The 24,354-nt window shown below is 68.4% G+C and carries 18 protein-coding genes; 4 read left to right on the forward strand and 14 right to left on the reverse strand.

Annotation, left to right across the window (positions count from 1 at the left end; genetic code table 11):
• Nucleotides 1-16: 16 nt before the first annotated feature.
• From AB8P05_RS29570 to AB8P05_RS29615, 10 genes are all read right to left on the reverse strand, one after another.
• On the reverse strand, nt 17-3,910 hold the full coding sequence (locus tag AB8P05_RS29570) for a glycoside hydrolase domain-containing protein (protein ID WP_472761963.1): 3,894 nt from the start codon (nt 3,908-3,910) through the stop codon (nt 17-19).
• A 1,317-nt stretch (nt 3,911-5,227) separates the two neighbouring features.
• Nucleotides 5,228-8,191 (reverse strand): hypothetical protein, encoded by a 2,964-nt coding sequence (locus AB8P05_RS29575; RefSeq protein ID WP_472761964.1) that lies wholly within the window; start codon nt 8,189-8,191, stop codon nt 5,228-5,230.
• Entirely contained in the window at nt 8,188-8,757 is a 570-nt protein-coding gene (locus AB8P05_RS29580; RefSeq protein WP_472761965.1) for a GPW/gp25 family protein, read from the reverse strand. Before AB8P05_RS29580 ends, AB8P05_RS29575 begins: the two co-directional genes overlap by 4 nt.
• 25 nt (nt 8,758-8,782) lie before the next feature.
• Nucleotides 8,783-10,522 carry a type VI secretion system tip protein VgrG gene (vgrG, locus tag AB8P05_RS29585; RefSeq protein WP_455176294.1) on the reverse strand — a complete coding sequence of 580 codons (1,740 nt, stop codon included), beginning with the start codon at nt 10,520-10,522 and terminating at the stop codon, nt 8,783-8,785.
• Nucleotides 10,519-11,220: a CIS tube protein gene (locus AB8P05_RS29590; protein ID WP_455176295.1), complete on the reverse strand. Its 702-nt coding sequence runs from the start codon at nt 11,218-11,220 to the stop codon at nt 10,519-10,521. Before AB8P05_RS29590 ends, vgrG begins: the two co-directional genes overlap by 4 nt.
• A gap of 252 nt (nt 11,221-11,472) precedes the next feature.
• A complete protein-coding gene (locus tag AB8P05_RS29595; protein WP_472761966.1) occupies nt 11,473-11,985 on the reverse strand; it encodes a phage tail protein in 513 nt (170 codons plus the stop codon).
• 9 nt (nt 11,986-11,994) lie between these two features.
• Entirely contained in the window at nt 11,995-12,444 is a 450-nt protein-coding gene (locus AB8P05_RS29600; protein ID WP_455176298.1) for a phage tail protein, read from the reverse strand.
• 71 nt (nt 12,445-12,515) lie between these two features.
• Nucleotides 12,516-14,366 (reverse strand): phage tail sheath family protein, encoded by a 1,851-nt coding sequence (locus AB8P05_RS29605; RefSeq protein ID WP_472761967.1) that lies wholly within the window; start codon nt 14,364-14,366, stop codon nt 12,516-12,518.
• Nucleotides 14,367-14,420: 54 nt separating this feature from the next.
• On the reverse strand, nt 14,421-15,647 hold the full coding sequence (locus AB8P05_RS29610; protein ID WP_472761968.1) for a hypothetical protein: 1,227 nt from the start codon (nt 15,645-15,647) through the stop codon (nt 14,421-14,423).
• Nucleotides 15,644-16,159, reverse strand: coding sequence for a Pvc16 family protein (locus AB8P05_RS29615; RefSeq protein WP_472761969.1), 516 nt, complete (start codon nt 16,157-16,159; stop codon nt 15,644-15,646). The genes AB8P05_RS29610 and AB8P05_RS29615 overlap by 4 nt, the downstream gene beginning before the upstream one ends.
• A gap of 218 nt (nt 16,160-16,377) precedes the next feature.
• On the opposite strand from AB8P05_RS29615, the gene AB8P05_RS29620 reads away from it, so the two are divergent.
• The 4 genes from AB8P05_RS29620 (at nt 16,378) to AB8P05_RS29635 (ending at nt 18,752) form a co-directional block, all read left to right on the forward strand.
• Nucleotides 16,378-16,770: a hypothetical protein gene (locus AB8P05_RS29620; RefSeq protein ID WP_472761970.1), complete on the forward strand. Its 393-nt coding sequence runs from the start codon at nt 16,378-16,380 to the stop codon at nt 16,768-16,770.
• Nucleotides 16,771-16,773: 3 nt separating this feature from the next.
• Nucleotides 16,774-16,998, forward strand: a complete 225-nt coding sequence (gene vapB, locus AB8P05_RS29625; protein WP_472761971.1) for a type II toxin-antitoxin system VapB family antitoxin — start codon at nt 16,774-16,776, stop codon at nt 16,996-16,998.
• The gene (vapC, locus tag AB8P05_RS29630; protein ID WP_472761972.1) at nt 16,998-17,414 is read left to right on the forward strand and encodes a type II toxin-antitoxin system tRNA(fMet)-specific endonuclease VapC; all 417 of its coding nucleotides are present in this window, start codon (nt 16,998-17,000) and stop codon (nt 17,412-17,414) included. Before vapB ends, vapC begins: the two co-directional genes overlap by 1 nt.
• A 213-nt stretch (nt 17,415-17,627) precedes the next feature.
• On the forward strand, nt 17,628-18,752 hold the full coding sequence (locus tag AB8P05_RS29635; protein WP_472761973.1) for a DUF3616 domain-containing protein: 1,125 nt from the start codon (nt 17,628-17,630) through the stop codon (nt 18,750-18,752).
• 90 nt (nt 18,753-18,842) lie between these two features.
• Here AB8P05_RS29635 and AB8P05_RS29640 read toward each other — a convergent pair whose 3' ends face one another.
• From AB8P05_RS29640 to AB8P05_RS29655, 4 genes are all read right to left on the reverse strand, one after another.
• On the reverse strand, nt 18,843-21,587 hold the full coding sequence (locus AB8P05_RS29640; protein WP_472761974.1) for a TIGR02302 family protein: 2,745 nt from the start codon (nt 21,585-21,587) through the stop codon (nt 18,843-18,845).
• A gap of 180 nt (nt 21,588-21,767) precedes the next feature.
• A complete protein-coding gene (locus tag AB8P05_RS29645; RefSeq protein WP_472761975.1) occupies nt 21,768-22,706 on the reverse strand; it encodes a DMT family transporter in 939 nt (312 codons plus the stop codon).
• A gap of 124 nt (nt 22,707-22,830) precedes the next feature.
• Nucleotides 22,831-23,385: a DUF2934 domain-containing protein gene (locus AB8P05_RS29650; RefSeq protein WP_455175781.1), complete on the reverse strand. Its 555-nt coding sequence runs from the start codon at nt 23,383-23,385 to the stop codon at nt 22,831-22,833.
• A 135-nt stretch (nt 23,386-23,520) separates the two neighbouring features.
• Nucleotides 23,521-24,174: a hypothetical protein gene (locus tag AB8P05_RS29655; RefSeq protein WP_472761976.1), complete on the reverse strand. Its 654-nt coding sequence runs from the start codon at nt 24,172-24,174 to the stop codon at nt 23,521-23,523.
• Nucleotides 24,175-24,354 lie beyond the last annotated feature (180 nt).

The raw sequence follows: 24,354 nt of genomic DNA on the forward strand, positions 1-24,354 counted from the left end.
AAATCCGTCCGCTGCTTCACGACGTGCGCCGGGCGGTCGGCACCATCCAGACCGGTGTCCCGCCGCCGTTGTCCGCCTGCACCACGTCCCGGTCATAGGCGACGCCATCGACCGCGAATCCGTCGTCGATGGTCTGCACCAGGCAATAGCCCGCCGGTTCCACCTCCGGCACCGTGCTGCCCGACCGCCAGAAGCCGTCGCATTGCAGGGCGCCCAACTGGTCGCCGGTCAGGCCGCAATCCGCCCCGACATACAGACCGGGCCGGTATCCGCCCGCCGAGACGGCCTGGAACCAAGCGTTGCAGTATTGGCCGATGGTGTCGGCCGGTGTGTCCGACGCCACGCCCTCCAGGTCGAGCCAAAGCGTGACGCCCGGGGCCAGCCCGGCTGCCTGGGCGTTGGTCGCCGCCGCCTGTCCGTATTGCGCGCCCAACTCCTGGCTCGGCACCCAGCCGGCGTTCTGCACATGCTGCACCGCCATCAGGGCCAACCCGGCGCCGAGGATGTCGGAAACCTCCTGCGCGTCCAGGTCGCCCGCCTCCTCCGGCGTGCCGCGCGACAGGTAGCGGATGGCGAAGGTGAACCCCGCCGCCACGAAGGCCGCCGCCGTGGAGGCGGTGAGTGCCGTGTCGGTGTCGAAGCCGACCGCCCCCGGCGGCGCGGCGCGGGTCTGCGACGACGGCTTGACCGGAGGCGGGGGCGGCGATGGAGGAGGAGCGGGAGGAGGTGACGGTGTTGGCGTGTCGGTTCCGGTCCCGCCGCCGCCGCCTTGGCCGTCCTCATTGGATTTCGCGCGTCCACGCAGACCGGCCAGCAGACGGCCGAGCCAGGACGAGCGTCGCGCCGATCCGTCCGATGGCGTCGTGCCGCTCGACGAAGGCGAGGGCGATGCAGGCGGCGGCGGGGGAGGAGGGGGTGCAGGCGGAGACGATCCGCCGCGTTCGGAGGGACGGTGGATCCGGTCCCGCAGGCGGGTGGCGTTGCCGTCCGCCTCGCCGTCCGCCGTGGTCGCATCGTCGGGAGGCGCCGGTGGAAGAGGGGGTGGAGGAGGGGGTGGGGCAGGGGGTGGGGCAGGGGGTGGGGCAGGGATGGGGGGTATGGCAGGGGATGGGGCGGAAATCGGCGGTTGGTCCGGCTCGGTGCTCCCGCCCGATGGCCGGTCGGGATTCGGTTGCGGCGTGGCGGGTGACGGAACACCCGCATTGCCGGCGGCATCGCCGGTGGCGTCATCGTCGGCTAGGGCGCCATGGTCGATCAGGAAGCGTTCCAGACGGCGGCTGGCCGTGCTGCGGCGCTGGCGCCGTCCGTCGCGCAAGGCCTCGATCCAGGCGTCGTAGAGCCGCTGGAACTCCTCCATCGCGGGCGGATCGAGGTAGAGGCACTCCAGCGCCACATGGGCCGGGGTGTTGGCGCGCAGGATGTTCCGGCTGTCGCTGCGCCAGCTGTCCGCGCTATCCGCGCGCGGGTCGGCCGACAGCACGGCGGTGACGCGGAAGCTGTAGCGGCGTCCGTTGCCCACATCATGCCCGGTGGCGTCGCGCAGCAGAAGCCACTCGACGATGTGCAGGTCGGGGCCGCGCCGGCCGCGCCACTGCCGGTCACCGGCGGCGCGGATCACGCCGCCCATGACGACGGCGATCTCCTCCTCGCTGCGGCTCTCGCCGATCAGCCACCAGCGCCCGTCCGCATCGATGCAGACGAGCACCACGCTGCGCGAGGATTCCAGCCGCACGACGCGGTAGTTGCGGCGGTCGTGCAGCGCCGCCAGCAGGCTCGACGCCACCCGGTGCCCGGACAGCGGCGACGGCCCGTCCCACGGAATCGCCTCCCCGTCCTCTTCCGCTCCGACCGGCTGAAAGAGATGCTGGACGCCCTGGATGACTTCCGCCGGCAACAGCTTGCCGAAGGTTGCCTCGGACGGCCGGCGGACCTCGACAGGGCCGTCCCGCCGGCTCTGCCCGCCATCCTCGCTCCGGTCCGTTCCCTGGCCGGAATCATCGGTTCGGGACCCTTCGGCCCAGAGCAGGTCCAGGGGCGTCCGGCTGTTCCGTTCCACGCCCGTGGCGCTGCGGGACAAGGCCGGGCGGCGGTAATCGAGTCCCTTGCCGCGGTCGCGGGTCAGACTGTCCACCTTCCGAAGGATCGCGCGCTTGGCATGGAGCAGCCGGGCGGTGGCCGGAGAGTCGGAATCGGTCCGCCGCGCGTCCTTCCGCAGCGGATCGAGTCCGAAGCCGTAGAAGGACAGCAGCAGATCGAGGACGGCGTTCTGCCGGAGGGCGACCGGATCGGTTTGGGCCGACAGATCCTCCAACCCCTCCTCATAGCCGGGGGCGAGCAGGATGTCGGCTCCGGCCGCAATGCCCCGCAACGACTGCACGGCATAGGTCCGGTCACCCCCGGCCCGTACCGACAGCAGATCGCGTGCGAAGGCCAGTTGGGCGAAACCATCGGCCAGCATCTGGTCGAAGGGCATCAGATACCCCTTCAACTGGTTGGCCTGTGCCAGCCGGACGGCGGGGGCACGATCGCCCAGCGAGTTCTGGCCGATGCCGTAGGTCGCCGGAAACTGGTTCTGCACCGACATGTAGGACGCCAGAGGCCGGTAATCGGATCGGGGCGTCGGATAGTGGCCGGGGTAGGATTGCCACAACGGATAGGTGCGCCGCTGCGCCCGCCACAGCTCGGCAAGGCGGCGGCGGGTGCGCCCCTCCTCCGGCTGGCAGATCGCGCGGTCGCGGATCATGCGGATGGTGGGATGTCCTTCGGACGAGGTGGCTTTCAGGCGGAAGATCGTTCCCGGCGCCGTTTCGATGCGGCCATGCCGCACCGGCCCGCCATTCGGGCCTTCGCCATTTTGGCCTTCGCCATTCGGGCCTTCGCCGTTTGGGCCGACGACCGTCGCCGACACTCCGTCGACCGCCGACACGCCCGGCGCCTCCGCGATCGCCTTGCGAATCTGGTCCAGCGTCACGGAGGCGGGGAAGGGTTCCAGCTGACTGTCGCGGATGAAGCCGCGCAGCATCAGCGGGCCGACGAACACGTCCGTCGTCCGGCTGTCGCCCGTCAGCATCTCGTCCAGCGAACAGCGGCGCGGTTCCGGCGCCAGCAGAAGGTCGAGCGCGAACAGGATCTGCGCCAGCGTGTCCGACGGGTCGGCCTTTTCCGAGATGACGACCACCGCATCGACCCGCAAGTCGAGGTCGCGCAGGACGACGGGACGCAGGATGTCCTCGCACAGGCCGCGATGGGCGGCGTAGCAACGCGTCACCTGATCCGCCAGATCGCGGCGCCTGTCGACATCCCGGCTGCCGTCCCCGGCATTTCCGCCGCCTTCATCGCCGCCGCCTTCATCGCCCGCGTCATCGCAGCGGCAGCGGTCGTGGCGGCCGGCGCGGGGGTCGTCTCCTCGGCTCGGCAGAACCTGCACCCGATAGAGGCCGCCGATGCCGTCGGTCCGGGAGGTGTCGGGGGTGAACCAGACGTTCGCGACCCCCGGCACACGGTCGATCACCAGCCGCCGCAGGTCGTTCGCCGTCACCGGATTGCAGGGCATGACCGCGCGCACCGGCAACAGCCCCTGGCGGCGCAGCGGCAGCTGCGCCCGGTCGGGCGGGCTGAGGATCTGCGTCATCGGCAGCGTGGCGCGGTAGGGCAGCTCGGTCAGCGCGTAACAGAGCTGCTCGATGATGGTGACGCCCGGATCGGAGAAATTATAGTCGGTCCAGATGTCCCCCGACATGGCCTGGACCAGCGCGATGGCCTCGGCCCGCAACGCGGCGTATTCGGCGCCCGGTTCGGTCCAGGCGGCGGTATCGAGCGTGGCCGGCTTCAGCGCGTCGAGCGCGCTTTCGCCCTGCGCGACGATGCCGGCCGCAAGGCTGCCCGCTGCGGAGGTGGAATCGCCGGTCATCGACGCACCCTTCCGGCTGCCGTCGGCGCTTCGTCCGTCACCCCGCGCAGCTTGTGAGACGTCGCCGACGTCAGATAGCTCCACCCACCCGGTCCATTGCCGCCGTCCGTTTCGATGCACAACGACAGGACCGCACGCACATAGGGGCGGTTGCGCACGAAATCGGCGATGGCCTCACGGCTGTAATAGTCGGGGGGACGCAAACCCAGCCCCGGCGACGGCCAAGGCGACAGCCATTCGACCAGCTCGCCCGACAGCTTTTCCTCATAGGCGGTGGCGGTGTCGTCGCCGCTGAACACGAGGTTGGCGACCACGGTCAACCGGACATAGGGCGGGTTGGTCACCCTGATCGTCACGAAGGGGCTTGTCACCGTCTCCAGAAGTTCGCCGATGTCCGCCAGCAGCGACGGGCTCACCATCGGCTCGGTCTTGTCGCTGACGTTGGGAGTCGACGGTCCGGCGACGGCGACGACCCAGACATGGCCGGGTGCCGGACGTCCGCTGGCGCCATCGGTCGCGGGCACCACCGCCACCTGCCAGAGTGACGGAAAATCGGCCAGCACCAGCCGGGCATAATCCCAGCCGTCGATGGCGAAGCCCTTGTGGCGCAGCCGCTCCGCCATCCACAGGTCGAATTCGGGCCCCACCGCCAGCGGCGACCCGCCTTCGGAATCCTCCGGCTGGTCGATGCCGCCGATGCCGTCGATGGTCTCCACGCTCTGGGTGACGGTGCCGGCCGGCAGGGGGGTGCCGAGCTGGTCCGCCCCTCCCGGCCCGATCCAGCGCGCCGTCAGCGCATTGGTTGTGACGCTCTTCACATAGGGAATCCGGTCCATCCCCGCGACCAGCGTGACGCGCAGCGAAGTGGTTTCCTGCGAGGGTAGGGGCGGAAAAAGCTGAAGGCTGACGATGCCGGTGTTCATCAGGTCGTTGGTGCTGTCGGACAACAGCCGGGCCGGGCGCCAGTTACGGCCCACCTTCTGTTCCCACAGCACGCGCGGCTGTTCCGTCGTCCAGCCGCCGCTGCTGGCCTGCAGCACGATCAGCAGCGACGCGGTGGACACCGCCGCCGACAGGTCGATGTAAAGCGCCGCGCGGGGAGGGATGCTCGGCAGCAGCGGGACGGAGCGGCCGTCATGGGCCGGGTTGGTCTGATGGAACAGATCCAGATGCCAGAACGGTCCATCACCGTTCAGCGCCGATTGGGTGCCGGCCGCCGTATCCCCGGCCGCCGTATCCCCCACCACCGTATCCCCGTCCGCCGAATCGCCGCTCACCGTTTCCTCCACGGTAATCAGCGGCGTGACCTCCGTGGCGCTATAGGAAATGGTGAGCGCGGTCGCGTTCGGCTGCCACGGCGGATTCGGCACGCTGATCCGCGTGCCGCTCGTCGCCTGGGCGGTCGTGCCGCCGGTTCCGCCGGACGGGGTTGCGGATTGGGCTGCGGACTGGGTGGCCGGCGGATTGCCGGATTGGATCTTGACCAGGGCGTTCTGCAGGGCGGCGGCGATGCTCGGGCGCGCCACGGAGTCCGACTGGCCCTTGGCCGCGGTCAGGCTGCCGTCGAGCGAACCCGCCGCCGCCAGGGCCGACTGCGCCTTCTGCAGAAGTGCGCCATCGGCCTGGGCCAGATCGCCCTGATGGTCGGCGAGCCACGCGCTGAGCCCTGCGGTGACCGAACCCGCCGCCGAGTTGCCGCCGCCACCGGACCACCGGCTGCGTTTGGATGAGGATCCCGATGTGCCGCGCCCCTCCAGGGCGGCTTGCAGGCTCTGGAGCAGCGCGGATTGGCCGTCGGCATCCGTGCCGCTTTGCGCCACCGCCTGCTGCAACGCGGCCAGCGCGTCGCCGTTCAGCGCCGACACCGCGTTGCTCACCGCGTCGCCCACGCTTTTGGCGTAGTCCTTGCCGCTGGCCGAGGCATTCACCTTCGACGCCTTGGCGATCTGGCCGGACGACCCGCCGAGGGTGGAGAACAGCGATTGCTGCGAGCGCGCCTGGACGGTCGCGATGTTCGCATCGGCGGCGGCGGTCAGGTTGCTGGAATAGAGCACGTCGCCGAAGGCGTAGCTCGGCTCGACCAGGGTCAGCAGCAGCGCGCTGGAGGAGGGATTGTAATAGGGAGGCGTCTCCACGGCCTGGACCGACGGCGCAGTCAACATCGAGGTCGGCAGCACCGCCGTCCCGGCAGCGGGCGCGGTGCCGGCCCCCATCGGCAGAGGCATCTGCAGAGGCAGAACCATCGGCGGAGCCGCCGTCCGCCGTGTCCGTCGCGGCCGGCTGCGCGGTCTGGAACAGGTAGAGCGGCGTCCCGGCCGGCAAGGTCCAGCCACCGGGCGACGCCACGCCCACGGTCACGCGGAAGCTGCCGTTGTCGAACAGCGGCTGCACCGAGCGGTTCCCGTCGGCGTCCAGCACATAGCCCCTGTAATAGCCGAGAAAGCCGGTGGTGGTGACCGGCAGGCCCGACCAGTCCACCGACAGCGACAGCGCCGTCACCTGCTTCACGAACAGTTCGGCCGCCGTGATGGAGAGGGTCGCGTTCTGCACCGGCGGCGACCCGAACAGCCCGAAGGTCTGGGTGGGATCGAGCGGCCCACTGGGCGACGACAGTGCGTCGGGCGGCAGGCCCGTCACCTGAACGGCGATGGACACGGTCGAAACGCTGATCCGCGACAGCAGGAAATAGCCGGCCACCGAGCTTTGGGTGCCCTGATCGGCAGAGACGGAACGCAACTGCGCCAACACCGTCGGCAGAGTGCCGACGCCGGGAAAGACGGTGTCGGGCAGCGTCGGCGGCAGGGCGTCGGCGGCCGGTTCGGTGGACAGCGTCACCAGCGGCGGCGCGTCCGCCGGCAGCGCGAAGTCGATCACGACCGTGTCCGCCGTCTGCTGGACGATGGACAGGGTCGAGGCGTCGATCAGCATCCAGCCGCCGGCGGTCGAATAATAGAAGCTGAAAGACTGGGCGATGGCGTCGGCGATACCGACGTCCGATCCGTCGCCGTCCTGGCCGCCCTCCTGGTCGCCCTCCTGGTCATCGCCGCTGGTCTTGAACTGCAGGCTGAGCGAGACCGAACGGTCGCCGCCGCAGAGCATCAGCGCGTTCGCCATCACGGCGAAGCCGATGCTGGCCGGCTGCATGGTCAGGGAATCGGTCGCCGTCGCCGCGGAGCCGCCGAAGGCCGGGAAGGGGGCCGCAGGCAGGCTGCCATTGTCGCCGGCGGCGACCGTGCCGGTGAGAATGCCGGTTGCCTCCGACAGGTCGCCCCACCCGTCCGCGTCCTGGAACAGCACCCGCTGCACCGCCAGTGAGGACACGGCGGCGGCCGTCACCTCCAGCGACTCCTCGGCGGCATAGTCGATCGCAAGGCCCCGCGGGTCGGTGCCGGCGGAAAAGCGCGTGCCCTTCGGCACCGATGCCTGGGTGACGCCGGTGGCAAGCGTGAAGACCAGATACAATTGATCGGGCACGGCCTTGCGGCTGCACTGCTTCAGTATGTCGCCGTAATAGAAATCCAGCAGGCGGCGCGGCAGCCGGTTCATCGCATGGCGCGCTTCGTCGAACAGGAGCGCGAAGGCGTTGTAGAGCGCCGCTTGCGGCGCGTGGCCGGGCGCCGCAAGCGACGCCTCGGCCTGCGCCAAAGCCTGCTCGGCGCCGCGTTCCAGCTCCTCGATCAGAATGGCGATCAGCTCCTCCAGAATGTCGAGCAGGCCGTCCAGCCAGTCGCCATGCCGGCCATCGCCGATCTCGGCGATCCACAGCGTCAGGTCGCGCCCCGACAGGGTGCGGCGCAGCCGCCGCATCGGCTCGCCCAGCGGGTCGCGCCGGTCGCGTCCGGCCAGCCCGGTCAGCCGTGTCGGCGCCGGCAGGTCGGACGCCGCATCCTTGTCGTGAATTTGGATCAGATGGACGATTGCGGCGGCGATGCGGACCAGCGACGGACCGCTGCCGCGATGGTCCTCCGCCCGCCGCAGCTCGTCCAGCAGGCCGCGCAGCCCGGTCGCGATGTCCGGCAAATCCAGCGATCCGTGCAGCGCGCCGGCGACCGCGGGATCGGACAGGAAGAAGACGGACCAGTCGCCCAGCGGCCGGTTGGTCAGATCGTAGAAGGTCACCAGGCTGCCGAACCGGGCGGCAAAGGCCAGAAGCTGGGCGAGCGAGCGTCCGTCCACCTGGACGTCGTCGGGCGACGGCGCGCCGCGAAGCCGGTCGAGCTGGCTGGCGGCGTCGTTCAGGGTCCTGGAGTGGGGGAGGGCGGCCGGGCTGCGCATCGTCATCCGGTCGGCGGGGCCAGCGTGGCTTCGATGAGGTAATAGGGGAAGACGAGATTGCTGCGCGTGTTGGTCTGGCGCACGAGATAGTCGATGGAGATCTCCACCCAGCCGGCCAGCTCCTGCTGGGTCACGGCGACCGCTTCCACGTCGACGCGCGGTTCCCACTGGATGATGGCGTCGGAGACCATGGCCGCCATCGCGTTGGCGGTGGTGGTGGTCAGGGTGCTGAAGACCGGCAGGGTGCAGCCGAAGGTCGGCAGCATGATGCGCTCGCCCAGCCGCGTGGACAGGATGATCCACAGGCTTTCCCGGATATCGAGATCGCCGCTGGCCATGTCCACCGACGCGGTGTTGCGGTTGAAGCTGGGCGGAAAGCTCCAGCCCCGGCCGAGGAAGCCGGGGTAACTGTTCAGGGATTGCGTCCGGCCCGTGCCTATCGTGGCGGACGCACCGCTTCCCGCCGCCGTTCCGGTGCTGTGGCCGGGAGACGCGCCACCGGAAAGGCGGCCGGGGTCATGGCGGACCGGACGTCCGGAGTTGGGACGGCCGGAACGGGTATGGCCGCTCATGCGGTCACCATGCTGCCGGATGCCGTCATGGGTTCAGCGCCACCGTGGTGCCTTTGACCTGCACCATGCCGGACGTGGCGCTGAGCGTCGCCCCCGTCTTGCCCGTCAGGGACAGCGACGTGCCGGCCGACAGGGTGATGCCGGTCTTTGCGGTCAGCTTGATCTCCGCCGCGCTGTTCAGCGTGATTCCGCCGGAGTTCAGCGTGACGCTGTTGCCGTTCATGTCGGTCAGGGTGATCGACTTCGCCTGATCGTTGATGGTCACACTCTGGTTTCCGGGAGTGACGAGGGTGATCTCCTTCGCGTCTTCGACGAAATCGATGTGCATTCCCGACTTGCTCGTGATCGTCTTCACGTTGTTCGGGTTGGCGGGCTGGATCGGCGGCGGGTTCTTCTTGCTGTAGAGCGACCCCAGGATCACCGGATAGCGAGGATCGCCGCTGAGGAAGGCGACCACCACCTCGTCGCCGATCTCGGGGAAGAAGGCGGCTCCCGCCCCGTTCGAGGCGTAGAAGGACCCGAACCGCGCCCACACGCCCACCCCTTGCGCCGCCTGCAGCAACGGCAGGACGACCAGCACGCGGTATTCGCCGTCGGGATCCTGGATGATCTGCTGGACGGTGCCGCTCTGCACGTTGTTGGCCGGCGGCAACTGGCCCGATGCACCGGGCGCCGCCAGTTGCGGTGCGGTGGCGGCGAACCAGTCGGGCGACAGACCGAGTTCCAGGCTGGTCCGCCACAGCCCCTCCGACAGCCGGTGATGCACGCCGGCGACATAGCCGTTGCCGTTGAAGCGCTGGCCGAGACCGGCCAGCGTCACCATGCAGCCGGGTACGGGCAGCGCGTTGCCCTGGAACCGGACCTCGCCCCGGATCTTCGCCATCTGGGTGCGCACCAGCTCGGCCGAGGACCATTGCGTCAGTTCGCTGGAGGTGAGATCGCCGGCCGACTGCTGAAGATAGGTCTTTACGTTGAACACCGCGGCCAGTTGGGCGGAGCTGATGTTGCCGGGCGTGGTGACGGAGGACTGGGCCTGCCCCGACTTGGCCAGCGCCTGGGTGCCCGGATCCCAGGCGACGCTCTGGATCGCCGACGCGGTGTATTGGGTGGAGGCGTCCATCGCCGCGCGGAAATCCAGGATGGATTCGCCGTAGGTCAGCGTCAGCACCGGCGCCTTCCCGGTGTCGGGCGGCGCCACCGTCACGGTGCCGGCCGCCGCCGTGACCACCATGCCGCTGGCCTGTGCGCGCAGCACCATGGTGTCCCAGGAGGTGGCATAATATTGGACGATGGTCTCGTGCGTCACGCTGGTCGCGGTGACCGAGGCGGTCAGCCCGGCGGCGGTGATCAGCGTCTGGCACACCTGGCTGTCGGTGACGTTCTGGAAAACCGCGTTCTGGCGGGCCAGCGTCATCGTCATCGCCGTGTCGGCCGCCTCCACCACCAGCCGGGACGGGCCGTTGATCGACACCTCCAGCCCCTGGCGATGGATGACGCCGGTAAACACGGTGGTCTCGCTGCCGCCATAGCCGAGCGCGATGGTCAGCGTCACGCCGGGGATCAGGCTGGATCCCTCGCTGATCGGGAAATCCTGGTCGGCGGCGCTGCCGTCGGACACCACGAGGCGGGCCTTGGGGATGCGGTTGACCCCCGACCAGACGTCGATGGAGACGACCTGGATGGAGCTGTCAAGCGCCGACCCGTTGCAGGTGATGGTCCAGCTGGCGATGGACGTGGCCAGCGTGACCGGCGAGGGGGCGGTCATGTCGGCCCCCCGTCCAGGGGCGGGAAGAGCAGCCGCGTTCCCGGCGGCAGGTCGCGGAAGCCGATCAATCCGTTCAGCTTGGCAATTCCCTTGTAATAGCCGCTGTCGCCATAGATTCGGTGGCACAGATTGGGCAGCGTGTCGCCCGCGATCACGGTGACCATGTGCGTCATGTCGGGCGAGGAGTTCTTGGTGGTCTGCGACAGCTTGGTTTCGCTGGTGTAGGACTTGAACGACACCGACACCTTCGCCCGCAGCGGCGTGCCGTCGGGCATGAACAGCGTGTAGTCGATCTTGACGCTGGACAGCACACAGTTGAACTGAAGCTGCGCCCAGCCGATGATGAGGTAGTTGGGGCTGTGGATGTTGCCGTTCACCGTCGCGGTCAGCGTCGTGAACTGCTGGAGGATATCGGAAACCCCGTTGGTGTAGCTCTGCCCCGTCGGCACCGGAATCACCCCGGTCGCGTCGAAGATCAACTCGAACGACACCTCTTCGGCCGAGACGCGGTTGAACTCCGGCGACGGCCCCGGACTGCCCTGCGCCTGACGGTCGTTGTAGCAGATCTGCTTGTTGTAGCTGTAGCTGGAGGGGTTGATCCAGGCGGTGAACGGATTGGTGGTGCCCGTCACCTTGGTGGTGAAGTTGGGGTCGGAATAGGCAGTGATCGTCAGCTTGGTCGGCTGGCCGCTCGCCATGTCACCGCTCCCCGCTCATGCGCAGGCTGGCCAGGACATCCTGCACGCAGGCGCGAACCAGATCCTCGTACTGCTGCGGTGCCATCGCGGCCGGTTGGCCGTCCGTTGCGTCGGCTCCGCAGGACCCGGCGCCCGCCCGGCCGCTCCCGCCTGCTGCGCCTCCCCCCGGGCGCGGCCCCAGGGGTTCCCACTGCCAACCGAACCGCGATCTCGCTGATTTCCAACGCCATCCCGCAACCGCTCCTCATCCGTTCAGCTCGTGCTTTGGCGCACCGTTTCGGTGACCGTGGCGTAGGCGATTTCCAGCGTCTGGGTCAGGACGCTCGACGCGGAGGCGTCGAGCGTTCCGGTCTGCCATTTCACCGGCCACGCGTTGGTGAAGGTCCAGGTCACCTGCGGCTGGCCGGTGGCGTCCAGCAGGTAGACGTTGATCGTCGCCGTCTGGATCGGGCTGCCCAGCGAACTGCCCACCGTTTGGGACGCCCATTGCGACAGGGACGAGGGCTGGGTCACATAGCCGCGCTTCAGCACCAGGTTGGAATGCTTGGTCACTCCGGGCAACTGGTGGGCGTAGCTGTTGAGACCGCCCTCGATCACCTCCTCGATCTCGACCTTGGGATCGATGCCCGACACTTCCATGAAGGCCGCATCCACGTCCGTCGTCTCGGAGCCGCCGGACAGGACGGCGACAGAGAAGGCGAAAGCGGGCGGCGGATACTGGGTGGCGGTGGACGTGGCAGTGGACGTGGCGGCGGGCGGGGACATCGCGGACCGTTACCCGACCGAGATCGACATCGTTTCGAACGCGATCTCGATACTCTCCACCGCGACCTCGTTTCCATCGGACTTCAGCTCCGTCCCGGTCAGCTTGACCGGAAAGGCGTTGTTGAGCGTCCAGGAATATTGCGGTGCCCCGGTCTGGTCGAGCAGGCTGACCACGATCGTCGAGCGGGCGATCGTGTTCATTGCGATCGTGTTGAACCAGGTCCACAGGGCATCGTCGTTGACGAAAATCCCCTTCTTCATCGTGACGTTGCCGACCTTCTGCAAGCCGGGCATCTTGATGGGCGAGAAGATCTTGCTGTTGCCGGCGCGGTATTCGATGACCTGCGCTTCGGTCTCCAGACCGGTGACTTCCTGGAACACCGGATTTCCGGGAATGCCGGTGACCTGGAAGTAGAACTTCGGCAACGGCCATGTCGAGTTCTGTGTTTCTCCGCTCATGTCACTTTCCTTGTCCTGAATGTCGGGTTGGGCCGGACGGCCCGTTTTCGCGGCTCACCACACGAGGGGGATCAGCTGCCCATGGTCTGGGTGAAGGTCAGCTCGATGAATTCGGCCGGATGGATCATCTGCAGGGTCACCGCGACGATCATGTAGCCGTCCAGAATGTTCTGGGACGTCATGGTCGATCCCAAGCCGCACTGCACGGTGAAGGCGTCGCTGGATTTGGAGCCCATCAGGCCACCCTGCTGCCACAGCCCGGTCAGGAAGCTGGAGATCGACGCGGTCACCGCCGACCATGTGGTCGCGTCGTTGGCGGCGAAAACATAGGTCTGGAGCGCCTGCTTGATCGACTGCTCGACATAGATCAGCGTCCGCCGCACCTGGATGTAGCGGTAGTCGTTGCTGTTGCCGTCCAGCGTGCGCGCGCCCCACACCACGTTGCCCCGGCTGGGCTGGGACCGGATGATGCAGATCGACTGGCCGTTGGTCGGCATGTTGAAGCTGGCCTGCTGGCTGTCGTTCATCGCGTAGAGCGGCGAGGTCACCCCGGCCAGCGCGATGTTCGCGGGAGCGTTCCACACGCCGTTCAGCGTGTCGCTCTTCGCCCAGATGCCGGCCAGATAGCCGCTGGGCGGCAGCACGTTCATGCTGTTGGCGATCAACTGCTGGATCTGCGCGAAGATCGGCAGGGCGGCCAGCAGGTAGTTGTCCAGGTTGGCCTGCTGCTGGGCGCTGCCGGTCCAGCCCTTGGTCGTGCCGTCGTTCAGCGTGGCGTCGTAGGCGCTCGGGTCGTTGCAGTATTGGGCGGTGTTCCCGGTGACGTCCGACGACAGCGGATAGGCCTGGGCGATGGCGGCCTGGATGCTGCCCAGCGCGGCGCTGGTCTGATACAGCATGTAGGCTTGCGAGGAGAGAATGTTGTTGATGACCGAATTGTCGGAGCTTTGCAGGTTCGTGTAGAGGATGTCGCTGGTGCCGATGATGGTCGAGATCAGCGCGGGTGCATAGGCGGCGCCATAACTGACATAGGCGACCTGCGGAGCGATGGCGATCGACAGATACTGCTGGCTGGTCGTCAGGGCGTCGATGGTCGACGCGCCCAGGCAGCCGGGCAGGTCGATGATGGCGACGCGGTCCTGCAGCTGTCCCGACTGGCTCAGCATGCCCTGCACGACCGCGGCGTAATTGCCGCCGGTGTCGGTCCAGGCGGAATCGGTGACGGTGGCGAGCTGGCAGGCTTCGGGGATGACGGTCATCGTCGGGCCGATGACGAAGCCGGCGGCGTTCAAGCCTTTGATCAGATCGTTGGCGCTGATGGTGTTCGCAATCCAGCTGGACGGCACCGGGTCGGACGGCGGCGTCACCGGATATTCCTGGCTCCAATAGCTGCCGACCGACACGACGTAGCAGTTGCTGCCGCCGTTGTTGAAGAAGGCCAGCATGCTCCAATAGAGGTTGAACTGGTTCGGCTGCGACTCGCCACCGGCTGCCGCCGCGGCCAGCGAAGCCGGGGCCAGGGTGTAGCCCGTCATGGTCGAGGGGATCTGAAGGTCGCTGCCGATGGAATAGGCGTAGAAGGAAGACGGGATGGCCGCCGCCTGCCCGCCGCTGCCGCCGCTCCCGCTGCCGCTGCCCGACTGGGTCGGGTTGGGGGTCGGCTCCACCGTGTAGGGCGCCGGGGCCGCCCCGCCGAAATACTGCGTGTAGTCGGCCAGCGAGGAGATCTGCACCGGCGTGTTGTAGAGCGCGGCGCCGGTGTTCGGGTCGCCGGCGAATTCGGTGTAGCCGATGAACACGGGAACCGCCGTCGGGACGCCGACGATCGAGGTCCCGAAGGCCGCGATCTCCGTGACGTAGACGCCCGGCGTCTTGCGATTCAGATAGGAACCACTCGAAAAGTTGGTGACGGTTGTGCTCATGGGACGATCCTTCGCCGGATTGGGTCGTTGATGGGCTGTGGGGCGGGGCGGTGCCTAGACATAGACGAAGATTTCCGAGGTGCCGGACAGGCCGTTGCCGGTGGACGCCGGCCAAACCGGATGGTCCGGCGCGACCGGAAGCGGGTTGATGGAAATGCGGTCGCGGCTGCCGTCGGAGCCCTGGCTCTGCCCGCTGAGCGCGAAGCGGAAGGGCGATCCTTGGCGCAACTCCAGCGTGCCGGTGGACTGAAACAGGGTCGCGGTCTCGCCGTTGGGCAGGGTGACGGGGGTCGAGGCCTGTTTGAAGGTCGCCCCCTCGCCGCTGATCGACAGGTCGCCGGCGCGTCGGCCGTTGGGGCTGAGCGCCACGACGTAATATTTCCAGACCGTCCGGCGCGCTTCGAAGGACAGGGTGATGGTGACGGGCTGGACGGCGGGCTTGGCTCCATCCTTGACGGCGGCATCTGTGCCGGCGGCATCCGGCAATCGGCCGAAGGGGAAGGCCGCCGGGTTGCCGGCTCCGTCCTCAGGTTGCGCCAGCAGCAGATCCATCAGGCCGGCCGACAGCGGGCGGGCGGGTGTGTAGAGGACGCGCGAGGGGCCGGCATAGGCGTCGGCCGGATTGGCCGTGAGGGTGTAGACATCGCAGGGAAGGCCCAACAGGCTCAACTCCGGTGGCTGGCCGGCCGCCACCGTGACGGAACGCACCGGCTGGCCGGCGATGTCGGACGCGGTGACGGTCGTGCCGGCCGGGGCCTGAAACGACAGTGTCGCGCCGGTGACCGGAACCAGCGCCCCGGCGCCCAGGCCGTTGCGCCCGCCGAACAGCAGGTCGCCGCGCACGGTCGTCGTCTGCAGGTTGCTGGCGTAGAGACCCTGGCTGGTCGGGCTGGTCTCCAGCGGAAGTGCGGTGAAGCCGTAGAAGGCCGGGTTGCGCAGAAGCAGGCTATAGGTCAGGCGGGTCCAGCAGCCCTTCCCATCCGCCGCCCCGCGCCGGATCGCGTCGGTGATCGCCGGAATGCGGGATTGCGGGGCGCAGACACGAAAGCCGTCGGCCGCAACCTGGATGAAGATGCCGAGCCGGTTGGCCAGTGCGGCGCAGTCGGACGTCGGCACCACGGTGAAATCCGGGCAGCGCTTGTCTTGAAGGTTGTAGAAGCTGTGCCGGATCTGGACCGTGAACAGGACCGCGGTGCCCGGCGGGGCCGCTTTGGAGGTGGAACGCGATGGGGAGGCCGGCTGCGGCGCCCCGGCGCTGCCGGAGAGCGGACGGCCTCTCACGAAGCCTCCGGCGTCTGGCCGGCCTCCGGGGCCGTGACGGGATAGGTGCGCGCCACCATCGCCTGGGACGCGAAGGGCAGCATCCGCACCTTGTAGAACACGCTCGGCAGATATTTGGTGCCCAGCACACCCATGACGTAGTTCACGTCCGTGATCGACAGGTTCTCAAGCTCCATCGACAGCTTGGTGATCTGGGGCGGCAGGCCGGGCGTGTTCTGCGCGGTCAGGTAGGGCGTCATCTGAAAGCAGGAAATCACCTGCGACAGCGCTGACAAGCCCTCCACGTAGGTCTTTTCCGTGAAGTTCGCCATGAACATGATGTGCAGGTCGATGTAGAGCGGCGGGTTGACCACCGCGAGCCCCGATGCCGGCGCGCCCGGCTGCATGGGGGAGGCCGGCTGATAACTGCTGGCAAAGCTCTCGCGGGTGATGTTGTAGACGGTCATCACCACGCTGTCGCGCGCCGCCTCGTTCATCGAGCCGTCATGGTTCACCAGACTGGTCAACACCACCCACGGATCAGGGCGCCGCTCAATGTTTCCCAGGAAAGCATTGGCTTGGCTGCAAATGACCTGACAGGCGCTCTTGATGAGAGTCATACATCCTGGGTCACATATCTCACGTCGAGAGTCAATCGGATAAAATCGACAAATACGATAATAAAACAACATGCTTCTCTTAATAAGGGAATCACGTTCCGGTGAGGGCGGATCGGCAGTCATGCCCCGGCGTGCGAACCGTTCGAGCCCGCCGCCTGAAGGAGACCATCGGCAAGCCCTGCATCGTCTGCCGGAATGTGATGGTCCGCTGGCTGGAACTGGACGAGGTGATTTCGATCAGCCCCTTCCACCGGCTGGACGCACGCATCCGCCTGCCCAAGCGCCTGCCGCGCAACCTGACCGGCGACGAGGTCGGCCGACTGCGCCGGACCGCCATGGACCGCGTCGGTCTGACCGGCCGCATCACCGAGACAAAGGCGCTGCGCATCGCCAGGCGGCCCGACGCCGATGCCTACACCGCTCTGGTCGTGCTGGAGGTGCTGTTGTGCACCCCGGGAACGCTCCGGGCATTGACGCCCCGCAACGCGGGATATACATTAAGGATATACGTACGGGAGGGATGATCCATGACGGTCCGCACGACCTTGTTTCAGTCCAACCGCAGCCAAGCCGTTCGGCTTCCGAAGGATGTGTCGTTCCCCGCGCATGTCCGCGAGGTCGTCATCCTGCGCGAAGGACCGCGCCGGATCATCGTTCCGGCCGACAGCGTCTGGGACGATTTCTTCGACTCCCCCGGCATCGCCTTTCCCGACCGTGACCAGCCCGCTCCGCAAGAGCGCGAGGCGTGGTGATGCTGCGCTATATGCTGGATACCAACGTCTGCATCCGCGTCCTGCGCGACCGCCCGCCGAGTGCCCGCGCCCGGTTCAATGCGGAAGCGGGCGGCTTGTGCATCTCGGCGGTGACGCTGGCCGAGCTGCTGCACGGTGCCGCCAAATCCGACCGTCCGGCCGAGAAGCGCCACGAGGTCGAGCGGTTGACCGCCCGTCTCGACGTGCTGCCCTTCGACGGCGAGGCCGCCGGGCACTTCGGCGACATCCGGGCCGAGTTGGAGCGCCAGGGCCGTGTGATCGGGCCGTACGATCTGATGATCGCCGCCCACGCCCGCAGCCGCGGCCTCGCCGTGGTGACCGGGAATCTCGGTGAGTTCAGCCGTGTGTCCGGCCTGCGCTGCGAGGACTGGCTGGACGAGGCGCGCGGGCACTGACCACGCCCCGCGCCGGTCGGGGGTGTCGAACGCCTCCCGGGGATGGCATCGGGCACGGATGGGGTGAACTGGGTCCCGTTTTTCCGGATGGTCCGCCAACTCTGGTTCACCCGGGAGGGGAAGGGCGGAGCCCATGAGGGGAGGCGCTATCGCGCGGCAGTGCGAGCCGACAGGTTGCCCGGTCCATTCCGGCGCGTCGCGCGTTGTACCACCATGATCCATACAGCCGCCACGCCGGACGCCCGCCTGCCCCTCACCTTCCATCCGCATGACGCGGTCGACCCGGCGTTGGACAAGCCTGTCCGCAACAACATCTCGGTTGCGGTGGCAATCGGGCGCTGCCTGTTCGTCGGCTCCGACGAGGGCGCGCGGGTCGAAAGGCTGATCGCCGGCCCCGACGGGCATTACGCCGACCACCGATCCTTCGCCCTGACCGACTTCTTCGATCTGCCCGCCGGTTCCGAAGGTGAAGCGGACATCGAAGGGCTGGCGGTCGATGACGGCTGGCTGTGGGTGGTCGGTTCGCACAGCCTCGCCCGCCGCAAGCCCAAACCGCAGGAACACAGCGGCGACGACTGCCTGAAGCGGCTGACCGAGGTGAAGCGCGAGGCGAATCGCTGCCTGCTCGGCCGCATCCCGCTCGCCGCCATCGGCGATGGCGTGTTCGATCCGGTGTGCCGGCATGAAGACCGCCAGGCTGCCTGTGTGAAGATGGGCCGCAAGCGCAACGCCTTGGCGAAGGCGCTGAAGGACGACGAGCATATCGGGCGTTTCGTTCACATACCGGCCAAGGAGAACGGGCTGGACATCGAAGGCATTGCAGTGCGCGGAGACCGCGTGTTCCTCGGCCTGCGTGGACCGGTGCTGCGCGGCTGGGCCTGCATCCTGGACCTGCGCCTTGCCGGAAGCGGCTCCGGCCGGCTGAAGCTCCGGACACCGGACGGCAAGGCCCCGGCTTATCGCAAGCGCTTCATCGATCTGGACGGGCTGGGCATTCGCGAACTGGTCTTCGACGGCGACGATCTGCTCATCCTTGCCGGACCTACGATGGATCTGGACGGGCCGGCCCATGTCTGGCGCTGGTCCGGTTGCCTGGACGCGGACGCCCCCACGGTGATTCCGCGCGACCGCCTGACCCGCGTGCTGGACGTGCCCTTCGGCACCGGCTTCGACCATGCCGAAGGAATCGCATGGCTGCCGAGCGGCACCGGCAAATCGGAGCGGAGGCTGATCGTCGTCTACGACAACCCGGGACGTGACCGGCTGCATCCCGACGGTACCGGGGTCGACGCCGATATCTTCGCCATTACGGCTGATGCATCTCCCCGCCGAGCATAGGTCCGAACCGCGTCTTGCACCGGCTTGGCGGCGTTCCGGTTCCGGACGCGGGTGAGATGATGTGGTGGAAGGGCCGTCCACCACATCATCTCAGAACTGCTTCAGCAGGCGGTCGATGTAGTTGCGTTCCTCCTGTGGGCGGCCGTATTGCCCGGAGCGGCGGCGGAGTTCGTCCAGGATTTCGCGGGCGCGCTGGAGTTCCGACTGTTCCGGGATCTTCACGTCGTTGGAATCCTGCATGCCGTAACCCGACGGACGGCGGCCCAGCGGGTCGCGGCCGCGGCCGTTCTGGCCGGGCATCTGACCCTGCTGCCCCATCATCGCCGGACCCTGGCCCATCATCATCTGCTGGGCCATCTGCTCGGCCATGCCCTGCATCCCCTGCTGCAGCTGCTCCATCGCCTCGGTCTGCGATGGCACGGCGGCGCCGGGGGCGCCCTGCTGCAGGGCCTGGGCGGCGTCGCGCATCGCGCGTTCGGCGCGGCCCAGCGGCTGGGGGATCTCGCCGCCCTGCTGCTCGCCCATGCGGCGCATCAGCTCGCCCAATTGGCGGCGCAGCGCCTCCTGCTGTTCGGCCTGCTTCTGCAGGGTCGGGCTGCCGGGATTCTGCTGGCCGTTCTGCTGCTGGCCGTTCTGGTTGCGGCGCTGGCTGGGCTGCCGGTTGCGCGGCTGCTCGCCCTGCTGCCCCTGCTGATCCATCGATTCCTGCGACTGGCGGAAGCTCTGGTCCAGAAGCTGCTGCTGCTGCTGGGCCAGCTTCTGCAGCTGCTGCATCATCTCCCAGGTCTGGTTCTGCTGCTGGCCGTTCTGCTGGTTCATCTGGGCCATGGCGCCAGAGCGCATGTTCTCCAGCATCTGCTGCAGCTGGGACAGCATCTGGCGCGCGGCGTCGCGCGATCCCGTCTGCGCCATCTCGCGCATCCGGTCGAGCATCTGCTGCAGGTCGTTGCGGTCGGTCATCTGGTCGGCCATTTCCGGCGGGACCATGGGAAGCTGCTCGCCGCGCTGCAGCGCCTCCATCATCCGCTGTTCCATGGCGTCCAGGAACTTGTCGAGCGCTGCCTGCAACTCGTCCATCAGGCGGTTCAGCTCCTCGTCGGAGGCGTTCCTGTCCAGCGCCTCGGACAGCCGCTTCTCGGCGTCGCGCAGGTCCTTCTCGGCCAGCGACAGGCCGCCGTCCTCGATGCGCAGCGCGGTTTCCCACATCAGCTGCTGCAGCGGGGGGATGGCCTCGGCGCTCTCGTCCAGCATCAGCCGGGCGATGGCGGTGCGCATCGCCAGGAAGGCGACGATGTCGTCGCCATAGGTGCCGGGCCGGGCGGAGATCTCCGCCAGCGCGCGGGCGACCTGCACCCGCGAGCCCTGGGGATTGCGGGTCAGGATCTTGCGCTGATTCACGATGGCGCGGGCGACCGGGTGGTTGAAGGTCCGTTCCGGCAGGGTGATGGCCGCGTCCTCCGACCGGCCGGTCTGGCCGGCGCCGTCGGTGGCGGTCAGGCGAACGGTCACCGGCATGCCGGCCCAGGGATGGGCGGTCAGGTCCTGGAAGGCGGTGCTGTGCGCCTCCTTCGGGCGGACGCCGGGCAGCGACAGCGCAAGCTCCAGCATTTCGGCATTGTCCGCCTTCGCGTCCTCGGCCTTCTTCGCGGCCCCATCCTGCGCGGGCACATCCTTCGCGGTGGCGGTCGCCGGCGGAACGGCGGGGGCGAGGCGGATCTGCGCCTTCACCTCGGTCAGGCCGTAATCGTCGCGGGCGGCATAGTCCAGCTTCAGGGCGCCGCGTTCCGCGGCCGAGGGCGGGTTGGCATGGGCGACGATGGGCGCGCGGTCCGGCACCACCTGGATCGGCCAGGAGCCGAGCGTGCGCCCGCCCTGGGTGACGGAGATGCGGGTGCCGCCGGTCACCGGGCTCTGCACCTGGAAATTGGCGGAATCCACCGCTTCGAAGGTGCCGCTCCGGTCGCCGGCCTCCAGGCTGGGCGTGCCGTTGCCGCCGGTGACGCGGGCCAGCACGAGGCTGCCCTGCGGGACCTGGACCGGCTGGTCGGCCGAAGGTTGGCCCGCGCCCTGAGTGGCGGTGCCCTGAGCGGCGGCGGCCGGTGTCGGGCCAGGGGTGGCGGTGGAGCCGGACTTCAGGAAGACCGGCGGCAGGCCGGTATATTCGGGCGGGTTGATCCAGAGATCGAGTGTCGCCGCGGCGGTGGCGGTGCCGCCGTCCAGCCGCGGGGTCAGGGCGGCGGCCACCCGCGGGCGCCAGTCGCCCCAGGCGACGGCGCCGGCCACCACCAGCGTCAGGATCACCAACGCCCGTAAGGCGTAGCGGTCGTGCGACGGCACCTCCGTCCCCGGCCAGGCGACGCGCAGGCCGCGCATGGCGGCGCGGGCGCGCTCCTGGTGCAGGCGCCACAGGGCCTGGGCCATCGGGTCGTTGCCGGCCGGGCGGTCGCGCAGGGCATGCAGCGGACGGTGGCTCAGGCCGCTGTCGCGTTCCAGCCGCCGCCGCGCCTCATCCGCCGCCGGGGCGCGGAAGCGCCGGACGCCGACGACCAGCGACAGCAGGAAAGCCGCGGCGAGCGCCAGCAGGGCCAGCGCATGCAGCCAGCCCGGCAGCAGGATCAGCAGATTCAGCAGGGCCAGCGCCAGGAAGGCGCCCAGCACGGACAGCGGCGCCCACAGCGCCGGTCCCAGCCTTTCCCATAAGAGCGCCGCGCGCGCCTGGGCCAGCCGGAAGCCCGGCTCCCTCACGTCGTCGTCCAACCGGTCGCCGCCCCGATCGCTGATGACAGGCCGGTTCGGCCCGGGTCTGGAGTCGCCGCGTCGCTCGTTCTGCTTCATGCCGCCCCCTCCGCGCCGGAATGCAGCCGGTCCGCCGCCGCCGACCGAATACTGCTGCGCGTCCCAATCATATAGGCGCCGCCGATGGATTTTGCCCACCGGCGCGATGGTACAGCCCATCATTGCGCAGTGGCGAAACTATGGCGCGAAAATCTGGAGCCGGAACAGGTGGTTGGACCCTCAGTCGCCGTCGCCGGGCGGAAGCGGCTTGGACGGGGTGACGCGGCGCCGGGTCTCGCGATGCAGGATGTACAGGCCGCTGGCCATCACCACCGCGGCACCGATCACCATGGTGCCGGTCGGCACCTCCCCCCACATCAGCCAGCCGAAGCCGACCGCCAGCAGAAGCGAGGTGTAGTTCAGCGGCGCCACCACCGCGGCCGGCGCCAGCGAATAGGCCCGCGTCAGCATCAGCTGCCCGCAGCCGCCCAGCAGGCCGGTCGCCACCAGCAACAGCCAGTCCATCGGGTCCGGCGTGACCCAGGAGAAGGGCAGGGTCAGCCCCAGCAGGACGGTGGTCAGCAGGGTGAAGTAGAAGACGATGGTGTCCGGCGGCTCCGTCCGGCTCAGCTGGCGGATGGCGATCATCGCAAGCGCGTTGGTCAGCGCCCCGGCCAGCGCGATGATGGCGCCCAGATTCAGCACGTCGCCGCTCGGCCGCACGATGATCAGCACGCCGGCGAAGCCGACCAGCACCGCGGTCCAGCGGTGGATGCCGACCTTCTCGCTCAGCAGCGGCACCGACAGCGCGGTGAGGAACAGTGGGGCGGCGAAGTTCAGCGCGATGGCGTCGCCCAACGGCAGCAGGTGGAACGACCAGAACATCGCGACCATGGTGGTCAGCCCGATCAGCGACCGCCCCATATGGCCCCAGGGATGGCGGGTATACAGGGTCGCCGCGAAGCCCTTGCCCAGATGGATCGACAGGCAGACCGGGATCAGCGCGAACAGGCTGCGGAAGAACATCACCTCGGTCACCGGGAAGCGGTCCATCAGGAGCTTCGCCAGGACATTCATCAGCGAGAAGAACAACACCGACGCCAGCATCGACCCGATGCCGAGCGGGGTGTTGTCGATGCGCTCGTGCGGCTTGGTGAGGGATTGCGGCGGGACTGTCACGGTGCCCCGAGCCTACCAAGCGAAACCGCCCGCGTCACGGTGTCGCGACGCGGGCGGTCATGTCGAGGGGGTATGGCGGCGTTGCGAAAACCCGTCCGGCCGCTTCTATAAGCGATTGATGCGATTAAACTTTGAACAGGCCGGAGACCTCGGCCTCGGCACGCAGCCAGTGCTCCTGCTCGCGGCCTTCCGGACGGCCTTCCTCTTCCCAGATCTGGTAGGCGCGTTCCTGGATCATCCGGTTGCGCTGGCCGCTCAGCAGCCCCTCGGCGATGTTCATGTTCAGGCGGGCCAGCGAGACCAGCTTGCGGGTTTCGATGGCGCCCTGGGTCGCCAGCATGGTGGTGGAGACGACGAACTGCGCCAGATTGCGCAGGTTGGCCTTCACCTCCGGCTCGACCGGGCAGTCGTCGTTCAAGAGGACGGTCTTGATCGCGATCCACAGCTTCAGGTTCTGGTCCAGCGCGATGCTCACCTTGTCCGGCGAATCCGATTCCAGAAGGCTGCCGGCCGCCTGCAGCAGGACGATGCTGTCCTGCTCCACCGACGCGAAGTTCGTCCGCAGGATGGTGTCGGCCCAGCTTTCCACCGGGGCCTCGAACACGGGCGCGGCAGCAGCCGTGGCGGCGGGAGCGGTTGCGGGAGCGGCGGAGGCGGCGGTCTTGCGCTTGGTGGCCATGGTGGGTTCCCCGGGGAGCGTTCGGTCCGCGTCCACTTGAGCCAACCATGTTTAAAATGCGGTTAAGACGCTACCGACGCGCGCGTTTTCCCGCCGTCAGACGCCGCGACACGATGTCCTGTCGCGCGGACCGGTTCAGGGGCCGCCGAAAGGCAAGCGGTAATAAAAGCCGAAGACGTTGTTGGTGCCGGCCGCCGGATCGCCTGCGGCGGCATCGTTGACGATGCGGCTGTAGCCCAGGCTGAAGCGAGAGTTGTTGTCGAACTGGTATCCGAGTTCCAGCTGCGAGCGGAATTCGGTGGTGGGGGCGCCCTCCCGCCGCACGGTGGGCAGGGTGCCGGCGCCGACACTGGGGGTGAAGACGAAGGAGCCGAGCGGAACGTCGATCAGCACGCCGCCCATGATGCCGGCCAGCCCGCCGGAGAGGCCGGCGCCTCCCGTGGCGGTGCCGGGCAACCCGCCGGTCAGTCCGGTCACGGCGCCGCGCGGGGTCAGGCTGCTTCCGGTGCCGGGACCGATCCAGGGCTGCACACTGGCAAAGGGTTCGATCTGCGGGATCAGCGAACCGCCGAGCCGCATCTTGCTGTTCAGGACGGTGAGGCTGCTGTCCGCCGGCGGCTGCAGGCTGTAGGCGAGGCCGCCCAGCGCCCAGTTGCCGAAACGCCCGTCGGCATCGATCGTCTCCGCTCCGGCCGGTCCCGCGAGGGCGCAGGCCAGCGCACCGGCGAGGAAGCCGGCCCGCGCCGCGGCGGGGATGCTGTGCGTCAGGCGGCTGAACAGGCGGTTCACGGGCACCCTCCGGTGACGCGTCGGCTCGACCAGAAATTCTCCACAGGCGTCCGGGCCATGCGGTCCGGCCACTATAACGAAGGGGCGTGGCGTTCGTCGCATGGCGTATCTGTGCTACCCCTAGGATGTCGTGATTGGCATCGGGGTTTCAACCACGAAAGCAGGAGCGGGGCGGGACCC

The organism is Azospirillum sp. VT-I1 (assembly GCF_055698305.1).

What these genes read in the sequence shown, in the direction of transcription:
- AB8P05_RS29570 (WP_472761963.1), bottom strand. Translation starts at nt 3,910, where the DNA reads ATGACCGGCGATTCCACCTCCGCAGCGGGCAGCCTTGCGGCCGGCATC.
- AB8P05_RS29575 (WP_472761964.1), bottom strand. Translation starts at nt 8,191, where the DNA reads ATGACGATGCGCAGCCCGGCCGCCCTCCCCCACTCCAGGACCCTGAAC.
- AB8P05_RS29580 (WP_472761965.1), bottom strand. Translation starts at nt 8,757, where the DNA reads ATGAGCGGCCATACCCGTTCCGGCCGTCCCAACTCCGGACGTCCGGTC.
- vgrG (WP_455176294.1), bottom strand. Translation starts at nt 10,522, where the DNA reads ATGACCGCCCCCTCGCCGGTCACGCTGGCCACGTCCATCGCCAGCTGG.
- AB8P05_RS29590 (WP_455176295.1), bottom strand. Translation starts at nt 11,220, where the DNA reads ATGGCGAGCGGCCAGCCGACCAAGCTGACGATCACTGCCTATTCCGAC.
- AB8P05_RS29595 (WP_472761966.1), bottom strand. Translation starts at nt 11,985, where the DNA reads ATGTCCCCGCCCGCCGCCACGTCCACTGCCACGTCCACCGCCACCCAG.
- AB8P05_RS29600 (WP_455176298.1), bottom strand. Translation starts at nt 12,444, where the DNA reads ATGAGCGGAGAAACACAGAACTCGACATGGCCGTTGCCGAAGTTCTAC.
- AB8P05_RS29605 (WP_472761967.1), bottom strand. Translation starts at nt 14,366, where the DNA reads ATGAGCACAACCGTCACCAACTTTTCGAGTGGTTCCTATCTGAATCGC.
- vapB (WP_472761971.1), top strand. Translation starts at nt 16,774, where the DNA reads ATGACGGTCCGCACGACCTTGTTTCAGTCCAACCGCAGCCAAGCCGTT.
- vapC (WP_472761972.1), top strand. Translation starts at nt 16,998, where the DNA reads ATGCTGCGCTATATGCTGGATACCAACGTCTGCATCCGCGTCCTGCGC.
- AB8P05_RS29635 (WP_472761973.1), top strand. Translation starts at nt 17,628, where the DNA reads ATGATCCATACAGCCGCCACGCCGGACGCCCGCCTGCCCCTCACCTTC.
- AB8P05_RS29640 (WP_472761974.1), bottom strand. Translation starts at nt 21,587, where the DNA reads ATGAAGCAGAACGAGCGACGCGGCGACTCCAGACCCGGGCCGAACCGG.
- AB8P05_RS29650 (WP_455175781.1), bottom strand. Translation starts at nt 23,385, where the DNA reads ATGGCCACCAAGCGCAAGACCGCCGCCTCCGCCGCTCCCGCAACCGCT.